Raw genomic sequence first — 20,221 nt, 5'->3', positions numbered from 1 at the left:
GGCGCCTTCTCTTGCTGCCTTGGTTCTAGGCCCAAGACACGGCGGGGTTTATCAAATTCTCACGGAAACATCTTCCTTGCACCTGAGGCATCGCCATCCGCCCGAATAGGGGGCAGGATGGCGGTAAAGCATGGAGGGTTGAATGGCAGGCGGTCGGTTGTCGACGCATGTTCTGGACACGGCGCGAGGGAAACCGGCCGAGGGCATCCGCATCACGCTTTACCGGATCTCCGGTCAAAGCCATCGCAAGATCGCCGAGGCGGTCACCAACCATGACGGCCGGACCGACAGCCCCCTGCTGGTGGGCGACAAGATGGCCGAGGGTAGCTACGAACTGGTCTTCTCCGCCGGCGACTACCTGCGGACAAGCGGCCAGGTGGGCGAGGGTGTGCTGTTCCTCGACGAGATCCCGATCCGTTTCGGCATCCCGGATGCCGGCGCGCACTACCATGTGCCGCTTCTGCTGTCGCCCTTCGGCTATTCGACCTATCGCGGCAGCTGAGCCGGTCTTGGCTCTGTGCTGACTGTCGGGTAGATTCCCGGCATGGTTGTGCCTGTTGTCCTTCTGCTTCTCTCTCTTGCCGGTGTCGGGATTGCCCTGACCCTTCCTGATCTGTCCGCCCTGTTGATCCTCGCTGGGCCCTGCGCGATCGGCGCAGCGATCCTGGTCCTTTGGGCCGCCTGGCCCAATGTGGCGCCGCCTGATCCGGTCTGGATCGTCGTGGACGGGTCCAACGTGATGTATTGGAAGGACAATGCGCCTCGCCTTGAAACCGTGCAGGAGGTTCTTCTGCGTCTGAAGGCCCTGGGTTTCAGTCCCGGCGTCGTCTTCGACGCAAATGCCGGTTATCTCCTTACGGGCCGGTACATGCATCATGAACCGTTCAGCCGGCTTCTCGACCTGCCCGAGGACCGGGTCATGGTCGTCTCCAAGGGGACTGTCGCCGACATGGTGGTTCTGGCCGCCGCGCGCGATCTTGGGGCGCGGATCGTCTCGAATGACCGCTATCGTGACTGGGCGGAACAGCATCCGGAAATCGCAGATCCCGGTCGCATCGTGCGTGGCGGATATCGCGAAGGGGCGCTGTGGCTTGATCTGGATCGCGCGGCCTAGGGGCCGACCTTCAGCCCCTCGACCTGCGCCGCGAGGTCGGCCTTGATCCGGGCCACCATGAAGTCGTTGAACAGCCGGATCTTCGGGTCACGAAGGCGTCGGTGCTGGGTCAGGACCGAGAGCTGGGTCGGCAGGGGCGGCGTTCCCGTAGCGACCGGAATCAGGCGCCCTGCCCGCAGGTGATCGGCGATCTCGAAGATCGGTTTCAGCACGATTCCCCGTCCGTCCAGCGCCCAGCCTGTCAGAACGTCGCCGTCGTCAGACTCGAAAGGTCCGCCGATCTCATAGCGACGCGGGCCGTCGGGCGTCTGCAAAGTCCACTGGAATTCTTTCGCGCCGGGAAACCGCAGGTTAAGGCAGTCGTGCCGGTCCGCGACGAGCGCCGCGCCATCGGCGGGCATTCCACGCCGCTCGACATAGGCGGGTGCGGCGCAGAGGACTCGCGGACAGTCCGCGATCAGGCGGATCTTCAGCGTCGAATCCTCGAGCATCCCCAGATGAAAGGCCACATCCAGCCCCTCGGCCGTAAGGTCCACGTTGCGGTCCGACAGCCGAAGGCGCACGTCGATCAGCGGATAGGCATCCTTGAAGACCGGGACATGCGGCGCGATGAACCGCCGCCCGATGCCAAGTGGTGCGGCCACGAAAATCGAGCCGCGCGGGTTCTGTGTGACGTCGATCACGGCCGCTTCGGCCTCGTCGATGGCCTCTAGCACCTTGCGCGCGCCCTCGTAGAAGATGCGCCCGTTCTCGGTAGGCTGCAGCGAGCGCGTCGTGCGGTTGAACAGCCGCACGCCCAGATGCTTTTCCAGTTCGGAGATTCGCGCCGAAGCGACAGCGGCAGAGGTGCGCTGGTCGCGCGCCGCAGCACTCATGCTGCCCAATTCATAGACACGCACAAACATCCGGATGTTGTTGACGTAGGACATCGCGCCCTCGTTTCATTCTCTGCGCGGGTTTGAAAGTGATCCCGCATTTGATGGATTAACCTGACAGTCGCGCCCGGTATAGCGTTTTGCATCCGAAAGAGAGGGCGATGCGCATGTATGACTGGGTGGTGATCAGCGAGTGGATCGAATTCGCGGTGCGCTGGACGCATGTGATCGTCGGCATCGCCTGGATCGGCTCGTCCTTCTACTTCATCGCGCTGGACCTGAGCCTGCGGAAGGTGCCCGACCTTCCCGCCGGGGCCCATGGCGAGGAGTGGCAGGTGCATGGCGGTGGCTTCTACCACATACAGAAATACCTCGTTGCGCCGGAACGGCTGCCCGAACACCTGACCTGGTTCAAATGGGAAAGCTATTCGACCTGGCTGACCGGTTTCGCGATGCTGGTGCTTGTCTACTACCTGGGCGCCGACCTCTATCTGGTCGATCCGCAGGTGATGGAGTTGCATGTCTGGCAGGCGGTTCTGATCTCGGCCGGGTCGCTCGCGGTGGGCTGGATCATCTACGATCAGCTTTGCAAAAGCCGGCTGGGCGAGAATTCCACCGGCCTGATGGTGTTGCTCTACGTGATTCTCGTGGGCATGGCCTATTTCTACACCCACGTCTTCTCGGGCCGCGCGGCGCTTTTGCATCTGGGCGCATTCACCGCCACGATCATGTCGGCCAACGTGTTCTTCATCATCATGCCCAACCAGCGCATTGTGGTGGCCGATCTCAAGGCGGGCCGAGTGCCCGATCCGAAGTACGGAAAGATCGCCAAGCAACGCAGCACCCACAACAACTACCTGACGCTGCCCGTCATCTTCATGATGCTGTCGAACCACTACCCACTCGCCTTTGCGACCGAGTGGAACTGGTTGATCGCCAGCCTTGTCTTCCTGATGGGCGTGACGATCCGCCACTTCTTCAACACCATGCATGCGGGCAAGGGCACTCCGTGGTGGACTTGGGCGGCGACGGCGATCCTGCTGATTATCTGTGCCTGGCTCTCGACCGCGCCGATGCGGCATGCGCCCGAAGAGGCGGCCTTGCAGGGCGAGGCGCTTCGCTATGCCTCTGCCGCCGGTTTCGACGAGGTCACCACCATCGTGCAGGGGCGCTGTGCGATGTGCCATGCGGCCGAGCCAGGTTGGGATGGCATCCACTGGCCGCCTAAGGACGTGGTGCTGGAGACGCCCGCACAGATCGCGCATGAGGCACGGCAGATCTATGTGCAGGCCGGGCTGACCCATGCGATGCCGCCCGCAAACGTAAGCTTCATCGAACCGGCCGAGCGGGAGGCCATTCGCCGCTGGTTCCAGGCCGCAGGAACGGGTGGCGTCGACGGCTGAGCTTGCATCGCCCGGTCCGGGCCAGCAATCTCTGGCGCAGTGTCAAAGCCATCAGGCCTGGGTCCAGCAGAACATGAAGATGCAATCGTCTCCGATCCTGCGGCTTGAACCGCATCTCGGACTGGCGCCCTGGCCGGACCAATCGGCTGAGGTGGTGTCGTCGGGCGACGTCTGCTCGTCCGGGCATGTCTGGTTCGAGGACAAGGCGGCGGGACTTGGCGTCGGGGTCTGGGAGGCCGGGCCGACGATCGGTCGCTGGATGATCTGGTCCGCGCACGAGTTCATGCTGATCGTCGAGGGTGAGGTGGTGATCGTCGAGGAGGACCGCGAAACGGTTTTCCGTGCGGGAGATGCGCTCTTCATTCCGAAAGGTGTCCGCTGCCTGTGGGCACAAGCCGGGCGGGTACGCAAGATCTTTGCCATTCTGGACGACGGACGGATGCCTGCCGGTCAGAATGGCCGGGTCATCCGGATCGATCCTTCGGCACATCTCGACCCAGCTTCGCCGCCCCTGGCGACGAACCTCCTCTCGTCCGTGCCGCAAACCTGGGCGCACAACGCATTCGAAGACGAGACCGGGCAGCTTTCCACCGGCATCTGGCAGGCCACGGCCTATGAGCGCAAGCAGGTCAGCTTTACCCATACCGAACTGATGCATGTCCTCGAGGGCACGATCTCGCTGACCGACGCCGCGGGGCAGACGCAGCATTTCGGCCCGGGCCAGACCCTGCTCCTGCCTGCAGGTACGCCAAACGCATGGTTAAGCACAGGGCTGGTCCGCAAGGTGTTCTGGACGTTCAGCCCTCGGGCATAGCCCCGGACAAACGAGCAATTCCGACAAGCGAGACAGGAAAGGATCCCAGAATGGGTAAGGAAGTTGGCGAAGCGCTGGCGGATGCCGCGTTCCGGCGCGACGCGCTGAAGGGATCGCTGATCGAGGCGAGCTACGCCGGGGCGCTCAGCTTCTACCGGCGCAAGTACACTCGCGACCTGACAGGTGTCGATGTGGCCGTGACGGGTGTCCCGCTCGACCTCACCGTCAGCAACCGCCCCGGCACGCGCTTCGGGCCCGAGTCAATCCGCCGGGCCAGCGCCCAGCATGCCTGGGGGCCGATCTGGCCTTGGCGCTTCGATCCGTTCGATACGCTGGCGGTCACCGACTATGGCGACGTCTCCTTCGACTGGGGCGAACCGATGGCGATCCCTGCCGCGATTGAAGAACATTTCGCCGGGATCGTTGCTGCGGGCGCCGATACGCTGATGCTCGGAGGCGACCATTTCTCGACCTATCCGGTGCTCAAGGCCCATGCGGCCAAGAATGGGCCGCTTGGCATGGTCCAGTTCGACGCACATCGCGATGTGGAGGAAGATGCGGGCGGCCGGCTCGATCATGGCAGCATGATGTATTACGCGGTCCGCGACGGGATCATCGACCCCAAGCGCACGGTGCAGGTCGGCATCCGCACCTGCTTCAACGGCGAGCGGACGCATGGAATGACTGTGCTCTATGCCGATCAGGTCCATGCGATGGGGGCCGAGGGTGTGGCAGATGTGATCCGCAAGACTCTCGGATCGGGTCCGAACTACCTGACATTCGATATCGACTTTCTCGATCCGGCAACGGCGCCCGGCACTGGCACCCCGGTTCCGGGTGGCATGACCAGTTTTCAGGCGCTGTCGATCCTGCGGGCGCTGAAGGGGATGGATTTCGTCGGCATGGACGTGGTCGAGGTTTCGCCGCCCTACGACCATGCCGAGATGACGTCGAACGCCGCCGCCATCCTTGCGGTCGAGATGCTCTGCCTCAAGGCCTGGGCGCGCGGGGCGCGGGCTACGGTCTGAGCCTTAGCGGCTGAAGCTCCACCGGGTGTCCTGGCGATAGGTCTCGCCCGGTGCGAGCGTGATCGTCGGGAACGCCGGATGATGCGGCGCATCGGGCCAGCGCTGAGGCTCCATCGCCAAGCCGGCATAGGCACCGTAGGGCACGCCGCCATGCCCGGGCCAAGGCGCGGTGGAAAGACGCTCGCCGCAATAGATTTGCAGACCCGGCTCGGTGGTCGTGATCGACATCCGGATGCCAGAGGTGCCGGTCAGTTCTGCGATCTCGGTGGGCTCGCGGGGCGCGTCTGCGACGCAGAAATTGTGGTCGTAGCCTTCACTCAGATCCAGCGCTCGGGTCTTGCGCAGATCGAAGGCACCGGACACGTCGCGCTGCTCGCCGGTCGGGATCAGCGCGGCATCGACCGGCAGATAACGATCGGCCCCGACCCGGAGCGTATGTCCGGCATAGGTCGCGGTGCCATCGAGGTTCCAGTAGGCATGATTAGCAAGGTTCATCAGCGTCGGCGCATCGGTGGTCGCGGTCAGCACCATGTGTAGCGTCGCGCCTTCTACCCGGAACAGGGCGCGGATTTCCCGCCGGCCGGGGAAACCGTCATCGCCATCTTCCAGCACGATCCGCAGCCCAACCGCGTCCTCTGTCAACTCGTCCACTGTCCAGATGCGGGTATGCAGGCCGCGTGCCCCGGAATGCAGCAGGTTGCCGCGCTCGTTTGCGGGGAAGTGGCAGGTCTTGCCGCCGAACTCTGCCGTAGCCCCCGCGATCCGGTTCGCCACCGGGCCGACAAGGGCGCCAAAGTAGCCCATCGGGCCCTCATAGGCGGCGATATGGTTGCCGCCGAGCGTGAGGGAATAATCGAGGCCCTGCAGACGCAAATCCTGAAGGACCGCGCCGCGGGTCAGGATGGTCGCTGCCAGCTCATCGGAGACAAGACGGATCGCATGAACCTGCCGACCGTCCTGTGCATGGCCGAAGTCGCCCAATTCCACCGACATCCCGTCTCTCCTCTGCTCACCGCCGCAGGCTGATCGCAAAGCAGGGGAGAGGTCAAGCTGTGGTCAGGGCGTGGCAAGGCAAGCGATAAGCGTCGCAGCCATCCCCGTTAGAATGTCCGGATAGGTTGCGGCCGTCACGTCACCGCCCGCGCCTTCGGGGTCAAGGGGAGCCCCCAGTCTTGCCCCGGTATCGGTCGCCATCGCCTCGACCAGCTTCGGGTCATGGCGCACCTCGGGAAAGATGCAGAGGCCCGATACCTTGCCCAGTTCGGCCTGCAGCTCGCGTAGATGGGCGACCCCGGGCGACGCTGCATCGCCGGCGGAAACCGACCCGGCGATGTTCAGTCCGTAGTGCTCGGCGAAGTAGCCGTAGGCATCGTGAAAAACGACGAACGGCTTCCCCGCGATCGTCGACAGTTGCAGGCGCAGACTGGCATCGATCTCTGCGATCTTCTGCGCGGCCGCAGTGGCATTTCCCTTGTAGTTGGCGGCGTTTTCGGGGTCGAGAATTGCGAGCTGTTCCGCGATCTGGCCCAGCCAGAGTTCGGCATTCGTCGGGTCTAGCCAGGCATGGGGATCGAGGCCGCCATGATGATGCCCGGCTTCCTCCTCGTCGTGATCATGTTCCTCTTCGGCAGCATGGTCCTGCTCCGTTCCAGCGGCCGCTTCCTCGTGGTCATGATCTTCATGGCCTTCGGCGTAGCTGCGCGTGTGGACGCCTGGCAAATGAAGAAGGGCAAGACGGGTTGCCTCGGTAGAGGTACTCTCCAGCGCACGGTCCAGCCAAGGCGTCATCTCCGGTCCGATCCAAACGACGAGCTGTGCATCCGCGAGGGCTGCGACCTGGCTCGGCTTCAGTTGGAAGTCGTGTGCATTGCCGCCCTTGTCGAGCAGCATGGCAGGCTCGCCCAGATTGCCCATCACCATCTGGACCAGCGATTGTACCGGCGGGATGTCGGTGACCACGCGTGGCACCTCGGCCGCGGCGGGAAGGGCCAGTATGCTGGCGAGTGCGGCGGATATGATATAACGCATTGAGGTGCCCTCTGGACTCGATTCAGATGGCTTATCATATGTTATACCGTAACACGTCAAGGGGCCCCCATGCCACACAGTCAGGACGCGCAGGCTTTTGCCGAGCATGACCACGCCCATTGCGCGGGCGACGTGATGGCGCGGGCTGAGTCCCTTGCGGCCGAGCGTGGCGTCCGCTTGACGCCAGTCCGCCGACGGGCATTGGAAATTCTCCTTGAATCCCATCGTGCCATCGGGGCCTACGACATGCTGCAGCGGCTTGCCGCTGAAGGGTTCGGCCATCAGCCACCGGTTGCCTATCGTGCCCTGGATTTTCTGGTCGATAACGGGCTTGCCCATCGCGTCCGCCGGCTCAATGCGTTCACGGCCTGCATGCATCCGGGCGAGGCCCATGCGCCGGCCTTTCTGATCTGCCGGGGATGCGATGCCGTGGCCGAGGCGCCGGCCGAGAATGTGCGCGCTGCGCTCGATACGGCTGCGGCCTCTCTCGGCTTCGCTATAGAGCGCAGCAACATCGAGGCGCTCGGCCTATGTCCCTCTTGTCAGGCAATACAGCAATGAGCCTGCTTTCTGCCGCGAATATCTGTGTTCGCTTCGGCGAGACGGAGGTTCTGCACGATGTCTCGCTCAAGGTGGATCCGGGCGAGATCGTGACCATCGTCGGTCCGAACGGTTCGGGGAAATCGACGCTTCTGCGCGCACTGCTCGGCATCGTGCCGGTCGCGGAGGGCAGCGTCGTCCGCCAGTCGGGCCTCAGGATCGGCTACGTGCCGCAGCGCCTGCAGATCGACCGGTCGCTCCCAATGACCGCCCAGAGGTTCCTGTCGCTGCCAGAACGCCAGAAGCCAGAAGCAGTCGCGGCGGCACTCAGGCGGGTCGGCGTTCCCGAGACCGCCAACCGGATGTTGACCGATCTGTCGGGCGGGCAATTGCAGCGGGTTCTCTTTGCCCGTGCCCTGCTGGCCGAACCCGAGATCCTTGTCCTCGACGAGCCTACGCAGGGCCTGGACCAGCCGGGGGAGGCCGGGTTCTATCGCCTGATCGAGGCCGCGCGGAAGGAAACCGGCGCGGCGGTGTTGATGGTCAGCCACGACCTGCACGTCGTCATGGCGGCATCCGACCGGGTGATCTGCCTGAACGGCCATATCTGCTGCGAAGGCACGCCGCATGTCGTGTCGAACGCGCCGGAATACCGGGCGCTGTTCGGTCTGGGCACCCACGGCGCGCTGGCGCTCTACCAGCATGTGCATGACCACGATCACACGCATGATCATGGTCACGATCATTCGCACGAGCCCCACCATCACGACCCTCACCCGGCAAAGGTGACCAGCGATGCTTGACGACTTCCTCATGCGTGCGGCGCTGGCCGGGATCGGGCTGACGCTGGCAACCGGGCCGCTTGGGTCGTTCGTCGTCTGGCGACGCATGGCCTATTTCGGCGATGCGACGGCCCATGCGGCGATCCTTGGCGTGGCTCTGGCGCTGGCGACGGACCTGCCGGTCGGTCTGGGCACTCTGGTCGTCGCGCTGGCGATGGCGGTCACCGTTTCGGTGCTGGCGGGCAAGGGCTGGGCGATGGACACGACGCTTGGCACGCTGGCGCATGCGGCGCTGGCCTTCGGCCTTGTGGCAATAAGCTTCGTCCACGGCGTCAGGACGGACCTGTCGGCCTATCTGTTCGGCGACATCCTTGCCGTGTCGAAGACCGATCTCGCCTTCATCTGGGGCGGCGCGTCGCTGGTGCTTGGGATCATCGTTTGGCGCTGGTCACGCTTGCTCACCGCGACGCTGAACGAGGATCTGGCCTTCTCCGCCGGGATCGACCCGCGACGCGAACGGCTGATCCTGACGCTGGCGCTGGCGGTCGTGGTGGCGGTGGCGCTTAAGGTCGTGGGCGCACTGCTGATTGCGGCCATGCTCATCATCCCGGCTGCGGCGGCACGGGGCGTGGCTCGTTCACCCGAGGCGATGGCCGTCCTCGCCTCAATCATCGGCGCGGCTGCCTCAGTCGGGGGGCTTGCCTTGTCGCTCTGGCAGGATACGCCCGCCGGTCCGTCGATCGTTGTCTGCGCCGCGCTCGCTTTCGCGCTGTTGGCAGGTGTGGGGCTGCGCCGCGCTTCGACCTGATGTGCTATTCGCCGCGAAACAGGCGGGCGGCCACGACCAGCCCCGAGATGTCCGCCGGCTCTTCCGTGACCACCAGATCGCCCGCCGCGACATAGGCGCCCGCGACGACGGAAGGCGCGAGCGCGTAAAGGCAAAGCGTCCCACTCGCCGCCAGTGCCGCCCTGCCGCGGATCACCGCCACTTCCGGCCGGGGCAGCCGTCGCGCCGTCATCACGTTCAGGTCGCGCGATACCGCGCCCTTGGTCCGCTCTGACCGGGTCGGCACGTCGCCGGGGAAAGCCACAGGCACGAGCGGCGCACAGGTCAGCGCGATCCCTTCACCCGTCAGGTCGAAGCCCGGTCCTTCGATCACCGTCAGCACCCGCTCGATGCCGGGGAAAAGTGAGAACGGCCCATCCTCGCTGACCGTCGCCACCGACAGCCGCCAGATCAGATGCCCCTCGGCATCGACCTCCTTCAGCATCTCGATGGTCTCGCCCCGCCCGTTGGCCCAGGGCATACGCACATAGTCGGCCGGGGTCAGGTGCCTCATTCGGCGGCGTCCCGCGGGATCAGGTGCGCCGCCTCCGGCGCGATCTCGTCAAAGTCGAAGGCATCCAGCCGACGCGCCCGCCGCCCGGCTTTGTCGGAGGAAATCTTGATCTCCTCGATATCCTTGGCTGCCTGCCCGAAATGCCGGTCGAGGTTTTGCACCCGGTCGCCCAGCCGCTCCACATCCTGATGCAAGAGCGCCAGTTCCTTGCGGATCGCGCCCGCCTGCTCGCGCATCCGCGCGTCCTTCAGGATTGCCCGCATCGTGTTCAGCGTCGCCATGCAGGTGGTGGGGGAGACGATCCAGACGCGCAGGCCGAAGCCCTCGCGCACCACCTCGGGGAAGTTCGCGTGCAACTCGGCATAGACCGCTTCCGAGGGCAGGAACATCATCGCCCCGTCTGCCGTTTCGCCCTCGAGGATATACCGCTCGGCAATCGCCTTCAGGTGAGTGCGAACAGCCGCCCGCAAGGCCCGACCCGCCTCGGCCACAGCCTGCGGGGTATCGGCCCGCCGCAACGCCTCATAGGCCTCGAGCGGGAACTTCGAGTCGATCACGATCGGCCCCGGCGGGTTGGGAAGGTGGATCAGGCAGTCGGCCCGTTTCCCGTTCGACAGCGTCGCCTGCATGGTGAAACTGCCCGGCGGCAGGGCCTTCTGCACGATGTCGTGCAACTGGATCTCGCCGAAGGCGCCGCGCGTCTGCTTGTTCGACAGGATGTCCTGCAGCGTCAGCACCTCGCCCGAGAGTTTTTCGATCTTGGCCTGCGCCCGGTCGATCATCTCCAGCCGCTGCTGCAACTCGCCAAGGCCCCGCGCGGTGCGCGTCGCGCTCCCCGACAGGCTTTCGCCCATGGCGGCCTGCACCTCGGCCAGCCGCCGCTCCATGAGTTGCAGCATCGCCGTCTGGCTCAGTGCCTGCGCCTCGGACACCGCCGCCAGCCCGCCCGTCAGCCTCTCCTGCCCGTCCGACAGGCCCTGCACGCGCTGGCCGAGCCAGCCCAACTCGCGCAGCATCGGCTCGGCCATCTTCGCCGACCGCCCCGCCGCGCGCAGTGTCAGGATCAGGATCAAGAGCACGATCGCCGCCGCCCCGGCATAGATCATCCAGGGCTCGACACCTTCGGGAAGGGAAAAGGGCAGGGTATTCATGTCCGTCCGAAAAGCCGCTCGATGTCGGCCAGCTTCAACTCAACATAGGTCGGCCGGCCGTGATTGCACTGGCCCGAAAGTGGCGTCGCCTCCATCTCGCGCAAGAGCGCGTTCATCTCCTCGGCCCGCATCTGCCGCCCCGAGCGCACCGAGCCGTGGCAGGCCATCCGGCTCAGCACCGCGTCGATCCGACCGCGCAAGAGCGACGAGTCGCCCAGATCGGCCAGTTCATCCAGCATGTCGCGCAGCAGCGCTGCCGCATCGACCCGGCCAAGAATCGCAGGCGTCTCCCGCACCGCCACCGCCGTGCCGCCGAAGGGCTCAATCACCAGCCCCAGCCGCTCCAGCTCGGGTGCCAATTCCAGCAACCGCGCGGCATCCGGGGCCGACAGGTCCACGATCTCCGGGATCAACAGCGCCTGCGCCGCGATCCCTGTCTCGGCCATCTGCCGCTTCAGCCGCTCATAGACCAGCCGCTCATGCGCGGCATGCTGATCGACGATCACCATGCCCGTTTCCGTCTGAGCGATGATGTAGTTCTCGTGCACCTGCGCCCGCGCCGCGCCGAGCGGCCGCGCCTCCAGCGCCGGTTCCTGCGGGACAGGTTCCACCCGTGCCGAAGGGGCTTCGGCAAAGCCCGGCTGTGGCAGAGGGGCCTGCCAGACTGCTGCCCGGCTCAGCACCGAGCCCGAAGGCCGGTCCATCTGGTAGACGCGCGGGCTGGCGACCTCTTCCGGGCGAAGCGCCGCCAGTGTCGCCGCCCCCACGGTCGAGGACGCCCGGTGCCCGGCGCCGCTCAGTGCCTGCCGCAGCCCGCCGACGATCAGGCTCCGCGCAAGTGCCGGTTCGCGGAAGCGCACCTCGGCCTTGGCCGGATGCACGTTGACGTCCACCCGCTGCGGATCGACGCTGAGCGTCAGGACCGCCGCCGGATGCCGGTCGCGGCTCAGCACGTCCATGTAGGCGGCGCGCAACGCGCCGAGCAGCATCCTGTCCTGCACCGGCCGCCCGTTGACGAACAGGTATTGCGCCACCGACGAGCCCCGCGAATAGGTCGGCAGCGCCGCGTATCCTGTCAGGCGCATCCCCTCCTGCTTCAGGTCGATCGGCAGGGCGTTCGCGGCGAAATCCGCGCCCACAACCCCTGCAACCCGCCGGTGCAGCGCGTCGAACAGGTCGCCCGCCTCTGGGTCGGCGCGGAACATCATCCGCCCCTCACCACCGCCTGAGACGTCGCGCAGGGTGAAGCCCACGGTCGGCTCGGCAAGCGCCAGCCGCCGCACCACCTCGCCGATGGCCTGCGCCTCGGCCCGGTCGCTGCGCAGGAACTTCAGCCGCGCGGGCGTGGCGAAGAACAGGTCGCGCAACTCCACGACGGTGCCCCGGTTCAGCGCCGCCGGCCGCACCGGCTCCATCCGCCCGCCCGAAACGGACAGGCTCGCCCCCGCCTCGCCCTCGGCCCGAGAGGTGATGGTCAGCCGCCCGACTGCCCCGAGCGAGGGCAGCGCCTCACCCCGGAAACCGAAGCTCGTGACGTCGAGCAGGTCAGACCCGTCGATCTTCGAAGTCGCGTGGCGCGCCAGCGCCAGCGGCAGATCCTCCGCCGTCATCCCGCAGCCGTCATCGGCCACGCGGATCAGCGTCTTGCCGCCATCGGCATAATCCACCGTGATCCGCCGCGCGCCCGCATCCAGCGCATTCTCGACCAGTTCCTTCACCGCCGAGGCCGGCCGTTCCACCACCTCGCCCGCCGCGATCCGGTTGATCGCCGCTTCATCCAGCTGCCGGATCACCGGCCGCCCGACCACGATATTGGGGGTGTCAAGTGTCATGCCACCAAGGGTAGCAGTGCCCCCGCGATTCCACTACGGAAAAGAGGGGCCTCACTCGGCCTATTTCAACCCGTCCGGCCGCCCGACCACGACGAATTGCAGTCCGTCCGGTGTCAGCAACCGGGCCGCGACGCGCTTGATGTCGTCCTGCGTAACCGCTTCGATCTTCGCATTCCGGGTCTTGATGTAGTCTGGGGAAAGCCCGTCCATCTGCATCCCCACCAGTATCTCGGCGATCTGCGAATTACCATCGAAGCGCAAGGGGTAGGAGCCGGTCAGGTAAGTCTTCGTTGCGGCCAGTTCTTCGGCTGAGACGCCGTCCTTCGCCATCCGCGACCATTCCGCCCGGATTAGGTCGATCGACGGGCCGACATTGGCGTTGGCGGTCGCCATCTGCCCGATCAGCGACTCGCCATAGGCCATCGGCAGCAGATAAGTCCCGATACCGTAGGTCAGGCCACGTTTCTCGCGGACTTCGGTCATCAGCCGGGCGGAGAAGCGGCTGCCTCCGAGGATCTCGTTCATCAGATAGGCCGCAAAGAAATCCGGATCGTCACGCCGGATGCCGGATTGGCCAAAGACGACGATGGATTGGGGAGAGGCGAAGTCTACGACCTTCACACCCCCCGGTGCCTGCCAGGTGGCGCGGCCCGGCAAGGGCGCGCCCGTGTCCGGCAGGTCGCCAAACAACCGGTCCAGCAGCTTTCCAAGCTCGTCAGGCGTGATGTCGCCCACGGCCGCCACATGCAGACGGTCGCGGGCCATGGTGCGCGCCTTTGCCTCGATCAGGTCGTCGCGGGTCAGGGCCGCGACGCTTTCCGGAGTGCCGCTATCGTCTGATCCGTAGGGGTGCTTGCCGAAGGCGAGGGCATTGAGGGTGTCGCCGGCAATTGCCGACGGGTCGGTCGCATCCGAGGCGAGATTGGACAACACCTGACCCCGCACGCGGTCGACCGCCGACTGGTCGAAGCGCGGGCTGGTGATCGCCTGCCGCAGCAGTTCGACCGCCCGATCGCGGTTCTCGGTCAGGAAGCGCGCCGAGATCGAAACGGCATCCTGATTTGCGCCAAAGCTGATCCCCGCCGCCAGACCATCCCGCGCCTCGGCGAAGGCCTGTGCGTCCATGTCGCCAGAGCCCTCCTCCAGCGTTGCCGCCATCAGGTTGACCGCTCCGCGTTCGCCCGGCAGGTCGAGGCCCGTTCCGCCCTGAAAGGCGATCTCGAGCGCGGTGAATGGAATTTCGTGATCCTCGACCAGCCAGGCGGTGATCCCGCCGGGTGAGGTTACCTCCTGCACGCTGATCTCGGCTCGCAAGGGCAGGGCAAACAGGACCGCGCCGATCAGCGTCGCCAGGCGAATTGCGATCATGGCATCACCTCCTGAGCCTGCTCAAGATGGCCGGTCACGGCATTGTCGCGGTTCAAGACAAGGTTCGCCGCCGCCATGACGTCATCCGCGGTCACCGCCTGCAGGACATCGGGCCATGCCTTCACGTCTTCGACCGTCAGTCCCACTGCGAGAGCTTCGCCATAGCGCTGTGCAAGTCCTTCGGCATTGTCCATCCCGTAGATTTGCGCAGCGCGGATCTGGGTCTTGATCCTTTCCAATGCAGCCGGATCGACCCCGTCTGCCAGGAACTGGGCGATCACGCCGTCCATCGCCGCCTCGGCCTCGTCGAGACTGACGCCCGGAACCGGGGCGATGGCCAAGCCGAACAGCGTGGAATCCAATGCCTCGCCTTCGTAGATGGCCGAGACATAGACGGCCTTCGGATTGTCGAAGGCCAGGGCCTTGGCCAGAACCGAGGTTGTGCCGCTACCGCCCAGCAACTCTGCCAGAACGGCCAACGCAGCTGCCTGTTTCTGGTCGCCAGACTTGCGGGCGGGGGCGAGGTAGCTGCGCGAAACATAGGGCTGCGCGATCTGCGGGTCGGCCATCGCCAGCCGCCGCTCGGCACGTTGCGGGGGTTCCTGCGGACGCTCGCGCACCGGCAGGTTCCCGGTAGGCTTCAGTGGGCCATAGTGGGTCTCGGCAAGCTGCTTGACCGCATCCGGCTGCACATCGCCCGCGACCACGAGGATTGCATTGTTCGGTGCGTAGTAGGTCTGGTAGAAATCCAGCGCGTCCTCTCGGCTCAGCTGCTCCATCTCGTGCCGCCAACCGATGATCGGGATGCCGTAGGGATGGTTGAGGAACTGCGCTGCCCTTGTTTGCTCTCCGAACAGGGCAGAGGGATCGCTGTCGGTCCGCTGGTTCCGCTCTTCGAGGATCACCTGCCTCTCGGTGGTCACATCATCTTCCGTCAGGCGCAGGTCGCGCATCCTGTCGGATTCAAGCTTCATCATCATGTCCAGCCGGTCAGCCGCGACCCTCTGGAAATAGGCAGTGTAGTCCCATGAGGTGAAGGCGTTGTCGCTGCCGCCCTGCGCCTCGACGATGGCAGAGAACTGGCCCGAGGGCACATCGTCCGTCCCCTTGAACATCAGGTGTTCCAGGAAATGGGCGATGCCGGAATGGCCGGGCGCCTCGTCGGCGGCACCGACCTTGTACCAGACCATTTGCGTCACCACTGGTGCGCGGTGATCCTCGATCACCACGACCTGAAGGCCATTCGGCAGGGTAAAGTCCGTCACCTTCTCGGCCAGTGCGGGATTACATACGCGGCACAGGCCAATGGCGGCAACAAGCGCCCGAAATCTTTGCATCATGCTCGGCCCCGATTGCTGCCTCCGGGCGAACCTAACGAAGCGGCCCCGCCACACAATCCCGCCCAACGCGGATTTGATGACAGCGGAGCGCGAAAGGCTGGTTCAGCTCTTCTCGCCCTTCTGGGCGGGAGGTGCGGACACGTTGCCCGCGCCGGCGGCGCGCCAACGCTCCAACTCGGCATGCTGGTTGAGCGACATCGGCGCGTAGGCGCGATAATAGACGTTGGTCTTGAAGAGACGCTCCAGAACGCGTCCCTGGTGGCGCTGGCGGTATTCCAGGTCCTCTGCCGCCAGGACCTGGCGGATGTCGGGATCGACGCCGTAGCGTGATGCATATCGCACCAGCCCTCCATCCGAAGCGGGGATGGAACCTCCGCGGGTCACGGCTGCCGGGTTGCCGCCAAGGGCCGCAATCGCGTCAGCCTGCGGGTTCGGGTCGACGAGATTCGTTCCACCCGGGTCCGGCGGCGGCAGCTCGGCCAGATTTTCGGGCAGTTCCAGCGGCTTGACCGGCAGGATCCCGAATTCATCAGGGCCGGCTCCGTCCGTCGCGATGTTCATCAGTCGAGGGTTCTTGGGATTGCAGGCGCCAAGTGCCACGGTCGCGCAGAGCGCGATCGCCAAAGCGCACTTCAGAGTCTGCATGCCTGCCTCCAGATCGTCTGTTCCGCCGTCTTTATCGCAAAGCCTGAGGCGCGTCACGGGGTCTTTGTCCGGCGCTTGGAGGGAGGCTGGTCCTTGCCGGCAAACAGCACCAGCCCGATCGCGCCAACGAAGATCGCGACATCGGCAACATTGAAAGCAAAGGGATTCTCGATCCCGCAACAGGACATGTTCAGGAAGTCGGCAACGGCCCCGTACATGATGCGGTCCACGACATTGCCGAGTGCGCCCCCGATCAGCACCCCTGCCAGAACCTGCATGGCCGGACCGGTCTTCTCGCGCTTGACCCAGATCCAGACCCAGGCCGAGACTGCGAGCGCCACCGCTACGAGCGCCCAACGCATGATCTCGGTGTCGTCCGACAGAAGGCCGAAATTGATGCCCTGGTTCCATGCCATGCGGAAGTTCAGGATCGGCGGCAGAACGTCGATTTCCTGACGGCGGTAAAGGTCGAGCCCCCAGACCACCGCGACCTTGCTGATCTGGTCCAGTGCGAAGACTGCGAGGGCGGCCTTGGCGGCGATACGCATGGTCAGTGCCGGAAATGCCGTTGCCCGGTAAAGACCATGGCGAGCCCGGCCGCATCTGCCGCGGCGATCACTTCGTCATCCCTCATCGACCCGCCTGGCTGGATAACCGCCGTCGCGCCGGCCTCGGCCGCAGTCAGCAATCCGTCGGGGAAGGGGAAGAAGGCATCCGAAGCAACCACCGAGCCGATGGTGGGAGATGCCCCCAGACCCAGAGCCTCGGTCATGTCCTCGGCCTTGCGGGCGGCAATGCGTGTGGAGTCCACCCGGCTCATCTGACCGGCGCCTATGCCCACGGTCGCCCCGTTTTTCACATAGACGATGGCGTTTGACTTGACGTGTTTGGCCACGCGCCAGGCAAAGAGCATGTCGGCGATCTCTGCCTCGGTCGGCTTGCGCTTCGTCACAACCTTCAGGTCGGCGGCGGTGATGCGGCCTGCATCACGGTCCTGCACGAGGAAACCACCCGAGACCTGTTTGAAGGCGAGGCCTGGTGCGTAGGGGTCGGGCAGGCCGCTGGTGGTCAGGAGCCGCAGGTTCTTCTTGGCAGCGAACACCGCCTTCGCGCCATCGTCCGCGCCGGGGGCGATTACGACCTCGGTGAAGATTCCGGCAATCTCTTCCGCCGTTGCCGCGTCGAGCGGCTGGTTCAGCGCCACGATGCCGCCGAACGCCGAGGTGCGGTCGCAGTCATATGCGCGGCCATAGGCCTCGGCCAGCGTCGCGCCGCGCGCCACGCCGCAGGGGTTGGCATGCTTGATGATCGCGACGGCAGGCCCTTCCGAGGGCGGGAACTCTGCCACCAGCTCGAAGGCCGCGTCGGTGTCGTTGATGTTGTTGTACGACAGCTCCTTGCCCTGCCACTGCCGCGCAGTAGCGACGCCGGGCCGGCTCGAGCCATCCACGTAGAAGGCCGCCGACTGATGCGGATTCTCGCCATAGCGCAGACCCTGGGCCAGTGTCCCTGCAAAGGCCCTGCGGCGGGGTTGGGCCACCTCGAGCGTCTTCGCCATCCAGGTCGAGACGGCCGCGTCGTAGGCGGCGGTGCGGGAATATGCGGTCAATGCGAGCTTCTGGCGGAAAGCATAGCTCGTGGCCCCGCCTTGCGCCGTCATCTGGTCGAGAAGCGGCTGGTAATCCTGCGGGTCGGTCACGACGGCGACGAAGCGGTGGTTCTTGGCCGCGGCCCGGATCATCGCCGGGCCGCCGATGTCGATGTTCTCGATGCAGTCGTCGTAGGAGGCACCCTTGGCCACCGTCGCCTCGAAGGGGTAGAGGTTCACGATGAGAAGGTCGATCGGCTCGATCCCGTGGGCGGCCATCGCGACCAGATGTTCGTCATCGTCGCGCAAAGCGAGCAGCCCGCCATGCACCATTGGGTGCAGCGTCTTGACCCGGCCGTCCATCATTTCGGGAAAACCGGTAACTTCGGCCACGTCGCGCACCACAAGCCCTGCGGCCCGCAGCGCCGCTGCCGTGCCCCCGGTCGAGATGAGCTCCACGCCTTTCGCTGCCAGTGCGCGGCCAAGGTCAACCAGCCCGGTCTTGTCGGATACCGAGATCAGCGCGCGGCCGATCGGCACGAGGTTGGTCATCTGTCTTCCCCCATCTGCCCAGTCACGACATCGAAGCGAGATCTTCACGGTCGAGATCGCGAATCGCGAGCGGAGTATCCTGAGCCTTTGCCAAGGTCCAGCCGATCCGGGTCTCGCGGTCCTGCGCGTGGCCCGCAAGCACGATCTGGCGCGTCGCGCGGGGCTTGAGCCGCCCCTTTTCCAGATAGACCGAGGGTTCGATGCGCAATTCCGCGCCACTCGTATGACGGAAGATCCACAGTTCGCCGCTTTTCAGTGCCAGCGAAATGGCGGTGCCGCCCAGATCGAGCGCGGCATCGACATCGGGATGCAGGTGGAAGCGGATCTGGAAGCGCACGCCGGCGAGCTTGGTATGGGTCATCACCTGCTCGAATCGCTTCTGCTCGGCCGGGCTTTCCGCGACCAGAAGCTCTTCCCCCACCATTCGGCGGCCATCATGCGAAAGGTCGATCCGACGCACATGGGTCAGACCATGGGTGCGCGACCAGCCGTCATGTGCGGCACCAAAGCTTGTGCCAGAGGGGCGGCTGACAATCTGGCCGTCGAAGACTTCGGCCCGATCGATCAGCCGCTCCTGCCCCGAGGGATCGAATCGCGACGAGGAATAGCCATCGAGCGATAGGGTCGAATGAGAGACGGTCGCGCGGCCGGCCCTTCGCCAGTCAGGCCCGAAAGGCAGGCCGGAACCGCAGGAAACGATCAACGGCCGCCGTCCCGAGGTCAACTCGAAGGCGAGAGTCGAGGCATGCGCGGTGGCGGCGTAGCGGTCGTCGGGGGGCGCTGCCGCGTCGATGATCACGCTGGTTCGCCCCCCCGACATCCTGGCAAACCCCATTGCCATGCCGGTCGGCGCCCCGGCCGGCTTGACCCCCGAACTCGCCAGCGCCTGATCCAGCCGCCCTTCGAGGCCCCGCCCCCCGCCGTGGAACCGCGCAAGCCCGCCGTCGGCATGGCGCAAGGCCCTGAGCGTGGGGGCGATGCGCTCGATTGCCGCTGTCTGCGCCGGTTCGGGCCGCCGCCCCGTTTCCGACAGCGCCAGCGTCGCCCAGGACAAGAGCGTAAAGATCTCGAGCAACTCCTCGGGGTTGCGGCTTGGGATGCTCCCGTCTTCGGCAATGTCGCGGGCGCATTCCTCGGCGAGGGCGACGCGGGCGCGCTGGACATGACGCTCCATGCCGGTCAGGGAAAGACCGGCGTAGATCAGGCCGGTCAGCGCCTCGATCCGCGGCAGGCCAGGATCGGCGGCCTTCCAGCGGCGTGAGAGGAATTCTGTCTGTCGCGACAGGCTGCGGAAATAGGCATCGGCCTGCGTCCGGTCGCGGCCATTGAGAAGCAGGACCGCATGGTTGATCCAGCGGATCACCCGTCGCCCCGTGAGGTTCGGGGTCCAGCCGGGACCGCGCCCGGTGCTGAAACGGTCGATCCAGCCCCAGGTCCAGTCCTGTGCTCGCATCCGTGCCGCCGAATCGCCCACGGCAGCCAGATCGTCGAGCCAGCCGAAACCTTGCAGTTCGGCTTCGAAGGCGTGGTCGGGCACGGCTATGTCCCAGAGTGACAGTCCAGGCGCCTCGACGAGACTGCCTGCAAACAGGAAATTGCCAGCGATCATCTGTCGGCCCCGGGCAAAAAGGCCGATGGTGCGCGGCTCTGGCTGTGACTGGAACCCGGTCGAGCTGCGGGCAAGTCCAGAAAGCCGGGCATGCAGACGGTTTGCCGCCTGCGCCAGTACCAAGGACTGACCTTTTCCTTGGGTCACGCCTGCCTCTTGTTCGAGTTGAACTGCCGGATACGCCCTCTGCGGGGCTTCGCCGCAGCAGCATA

The 20,221-nt window shown here is 65.5% G+C and carries 20 protein-coding genes; 8 read left to right on the top strand and 12 right to left on the bottom strand.

The genetic code is table 11. The annotated features are described in order from the left end of the window. Window positions 1–142 precede the first annotated feature (142 nt). Window positions 143–502: a hydroxyisourate hydrolase gene (uraH, locus tag L0V05_RS03430; protein ID WP_234868520.1), complete on the top strand. Its 360-nt coding sequence runs from the start codon at window positions 143–145 to the stop codon at window positions 500–502. A 42-nt stretch (window positions 503–544) separates the two neighbouring features. Continuing rightward, complete coding sequence (locus tag L0V05_RS03425) at window positions 545–1,114, top strand: NYN domain-containing protein (RefSeq protein ID WP_234868517.1); 570 nt, start codon at window positions 545–547, stop codon at window positions 1,112–1,114. Here the strand turns inward: L0V05_RS03425 and L0V05_RS03420 are convergent. After that, on the bottom strand, window positions 1,111–2,043 hold the full coding sequence (locus tag L0V05_RS03420; protein ID WP_234868515.1) for a LysR family transcriptional regulator: 933 nt from the start codon (window positions 2,041–2,043) through the stop codon (window positions 1,111–1,113). The genes L0V05_RS03425 and L0V05_RS03420 overlap by 4 nt on opposite strands. Before the next feature lie 113 nt (window positions 2,044–2,156). On the opposite strand from L0V05_RS03420, the gene L0V05_RS03415 reads away from it, so the two are divergent. The 3 genes from L0V05_RS03415 to speB all read left to right on the top strand — a co-directional run bounded on the left by L0V05_RS03415 (window position 2,157) and on the right by speB (window position 5,234). Next, a complete protein-coding gene (locus L0V05_RS03415; RefSeq protein WP_234869192.1) occupies window positions 2,157–3,392 on the top strand; it encodes a urate hydroxylase PuuD in 1,236 nt (411 codons plus the stop codon). Window positions 3,393–3,471: 79 nt separating this feature from the next. Then, entirely contained in the window at window positions 3,472–4,206 is a 735-nt protein-coding gene (locus L0V05_RS03410) for a cupin domain-containing protein (RefSeq protein WP_234868513.1), read from the top strand. Between the two features lie 50 nt (window positions 4,207–4,256). Continuing rightward, entirely contained in the window at window positions 4,257–5,234 is a 978-nt protein-coding gene (gene speB, locus L0V05_RS03405) for an agmatinase (RefSeq protein WP_234868511.1), read from the top strand. A gap of 3 nt (window positions 5,235–5,237) precedes the next feature. On the opposite strand, the gene L0V05_RS03400 is transcribed toward speB, so the two are convergent. Together L0V05_RS03400 and L0V05_RS03395 are read right to left on the bottom strand one after the other, a co-directional pair. After that, the gene (locus tag L0V05_RS03400; RefSeq protein ID WP_234868509.1) at window positions 5,238–6,227 is read right to left on the bottom strand and encodes an aldose epimerase family protein; all 990 of its coding nucleotides are present in this window, start codon (window positions 6,225–6,227) and stop codon (window positions 5,238–5,240) included. A gap of 63 nt (window positions 6,228–6,290) precedes the next feature. Then, window positions 6,291–7,262, bottom strand: coding sequence for a zinc ABC transporter substrate-binding protein (locus tag L0V05_RS03395; RefSeq protein WP_234868507.1), 972 nt, complete (start codon window positions 7,260–7,262; stop codon window positions 6,291–6,293). Window positions 7,263–7,331: 69 nt separating this feature from the next. Here L0V05_RS03395 and L0V05_RS03390 point away from each other — a divergent pair, with 69 nt between their 5' ends. From L0V05_RS03390 to L0V05_RS03380, 3 genes are read left to right on the top strand one after another with little or no spacing between them, the layout of a single operon-like run. Beyond that, window positions 7,332–7,823, top strand: a complete 492-nt coding sequence (locus L0V05_RS03390; protein ID WP_234868504.1) for a helix-turn-helix domain-containing protein — start codon at window positions 7,332–7,334, stop codon at window positions 7,821–7,823. Continuing rightward, window positions 7,820–8,605, top strand: coding sequence for a metal ABC transporter ATP-binding protein (locus L0V05_RS03385; RefSeq protein ID WP_234868502.1), 786 nt, complete (start codon window positions 7,820–7,822; stop codon window positions 8,603–8,605). The genes L0V05_RS03390 and L0V05_RS03385 overlap by 4 nt, the downstream gene beginning before the upstream one ends. Continuing rightward, window positions 8,598–9,392, top strand: coding sequence for a metal ABC transporter permease (locus L0V05_RS03380; RefSeq protein WP_234868500.1), 795 nt, complete (start codon window positions 8,598–8,600; stop codon window positions 9,390–9,392). The genes L0V05_RS03385 and L0V05_RS03380 overlap by 8 nt, the downstream gene beginning before the upstream one ends. 4 nt (window positions 9,393–9,396) lie before the next feature. On the opposite strand, the gene L0V05_RS03375 is transcribed toward L0V05_RS03380, so the two are convergent. The 9 genes from L0V05_RS03375 to L0V05_RS03335 all read right to left on the bottom strand — a co-directional run bounded on the left by L0V05_RS03375 (window position 9,397) and on the right by L0V05_RS03335 (window position 20,156). Beyond that, entirely contained in the window at window positions 9,397–9,924 is a 528-nt protein-coding gene (locus L0V05_RS03375) for a HutD/Ves family protein (RefSeq protein WP_234868498.1), read from the bottom strand. Further along, entirely contained in the window at window positions 9,921–11,075 is a 1,155-nt protein-coding gene (locus L0V05_RS03370; RefSeq protein WP_234868496.1) for a DNA recombination protein RmuC, read from the bottom strand. Before L0V05_RS03370 ends, L0V05_RS03375 begins: the two co-directional genes overlap by 4 nt. Continuing rightward, window positions 11,072–12,907: a DNA mismatch repair endonuclease MutL gene (gene mutL, locus L0V05_RS03365; protein WP_234868493.1), complete on the bottom strand. Its 1,836-nt coding sequence runs from the start codon at window positions 12,905–12,907 to the stop codon at window positions 11,072–11,074. The genes L0V05_RS03370 and mutL overlap by 4 nt, the downstream gene beginning before the upstream one ends. 60 nt (window positions 12,908–12,967) lie before the next feature. After that, window positions 12,968–14,272 (bottom strand): M16 family metallopeptidase, encoded by a 1,305-nt coding sequence (locus tag L0V05_RS03360; RefSeq protein WP_234869191.1) that lies wholly within the window; start codon window positions 14,270–14,272, stop codon window positions 12,968–12,970. Continuing rightward, entirely contained in the window at window positions 14,272–15,615 is a 1,344-nt protein-coding gene (locus L0V05_RS03355; RefSeq protein ID WP_234868491.1) for a M16 family metallopeptidase, read from the bottom strand. The genes L0V05_RS03360 and L0V05_RS03355 overlap by 1 nt, the downstream gene beginning before the upstream one ends. A 102-nt stretch (window positions 15,616–15,717) precedes the next feature. Next, window positions 15,718–16,260, bottom strand: coding sequence for a DUF3035 domain-containing protein (locus L0V05_RS03350; protein WP_406565948.1), 543 nt, complete (start codon window positions 16,258–16,260; stop codon window positions 15,718–15,720). A 53-nt stretch (window positions 16,261–16,313) separates the two neighbouring features. Beyond that, on the bottom strand, window positions 16,314–16,808 hold the full coding sequence (lspA, locus tag L0V05_RS03345) for a signal peptidase II (RefSeq protein ID WP_234868489.1): 495 nt from the start codon (window positions 16,806–16,808) through the stop codon (window positions 16,314–16,316). Window positions 16,809–16,810: 2 nt separating this feature from the next. Further along, window positions 16,811–18,400: a bifunctional phosphoribosylaminoimidazolecarboxamide formyltransferase/IMP cyclohydrolase gene (gene purH, locus L0V05_RS03340; protein ID WP_234868487.1), complete on the bottom strand. Its 1,590-nt coding sequence runs from the start codon at window positions 18,398–18,400 to the stop codon at window positions 16,811–16,813. Between the two features lie 22 nt (window positions 18,401–18,422). After that, window positions 18,423–20,156, bottom strand: coding sequence for a heparinase II/III family protein (locus L0V05_RS03335; RefSeq protein ID WP_234868485.1), 1,734 nt, complete (start codon window positions 20,154–20,156; stop codon window positions 18,423–18,425). Between the last annotated feature and the right edge of the window lie 65 nt (window positions 20,157–20,221).

The organism is Alitabrizicola rongguiensis (assembly GCF_021491355.1).
Taxonomy (GTDB): Bacteria; Pseudomonadota; Alphaproteobacteria; order Rhodobacterales; family Rhodobacteraceae; genus Aliitabrizicola; species Aliitabrizicola rongguiensis.
This window is presented reverse-complemented; position numbering and strand designations above follow the sequence as displayed.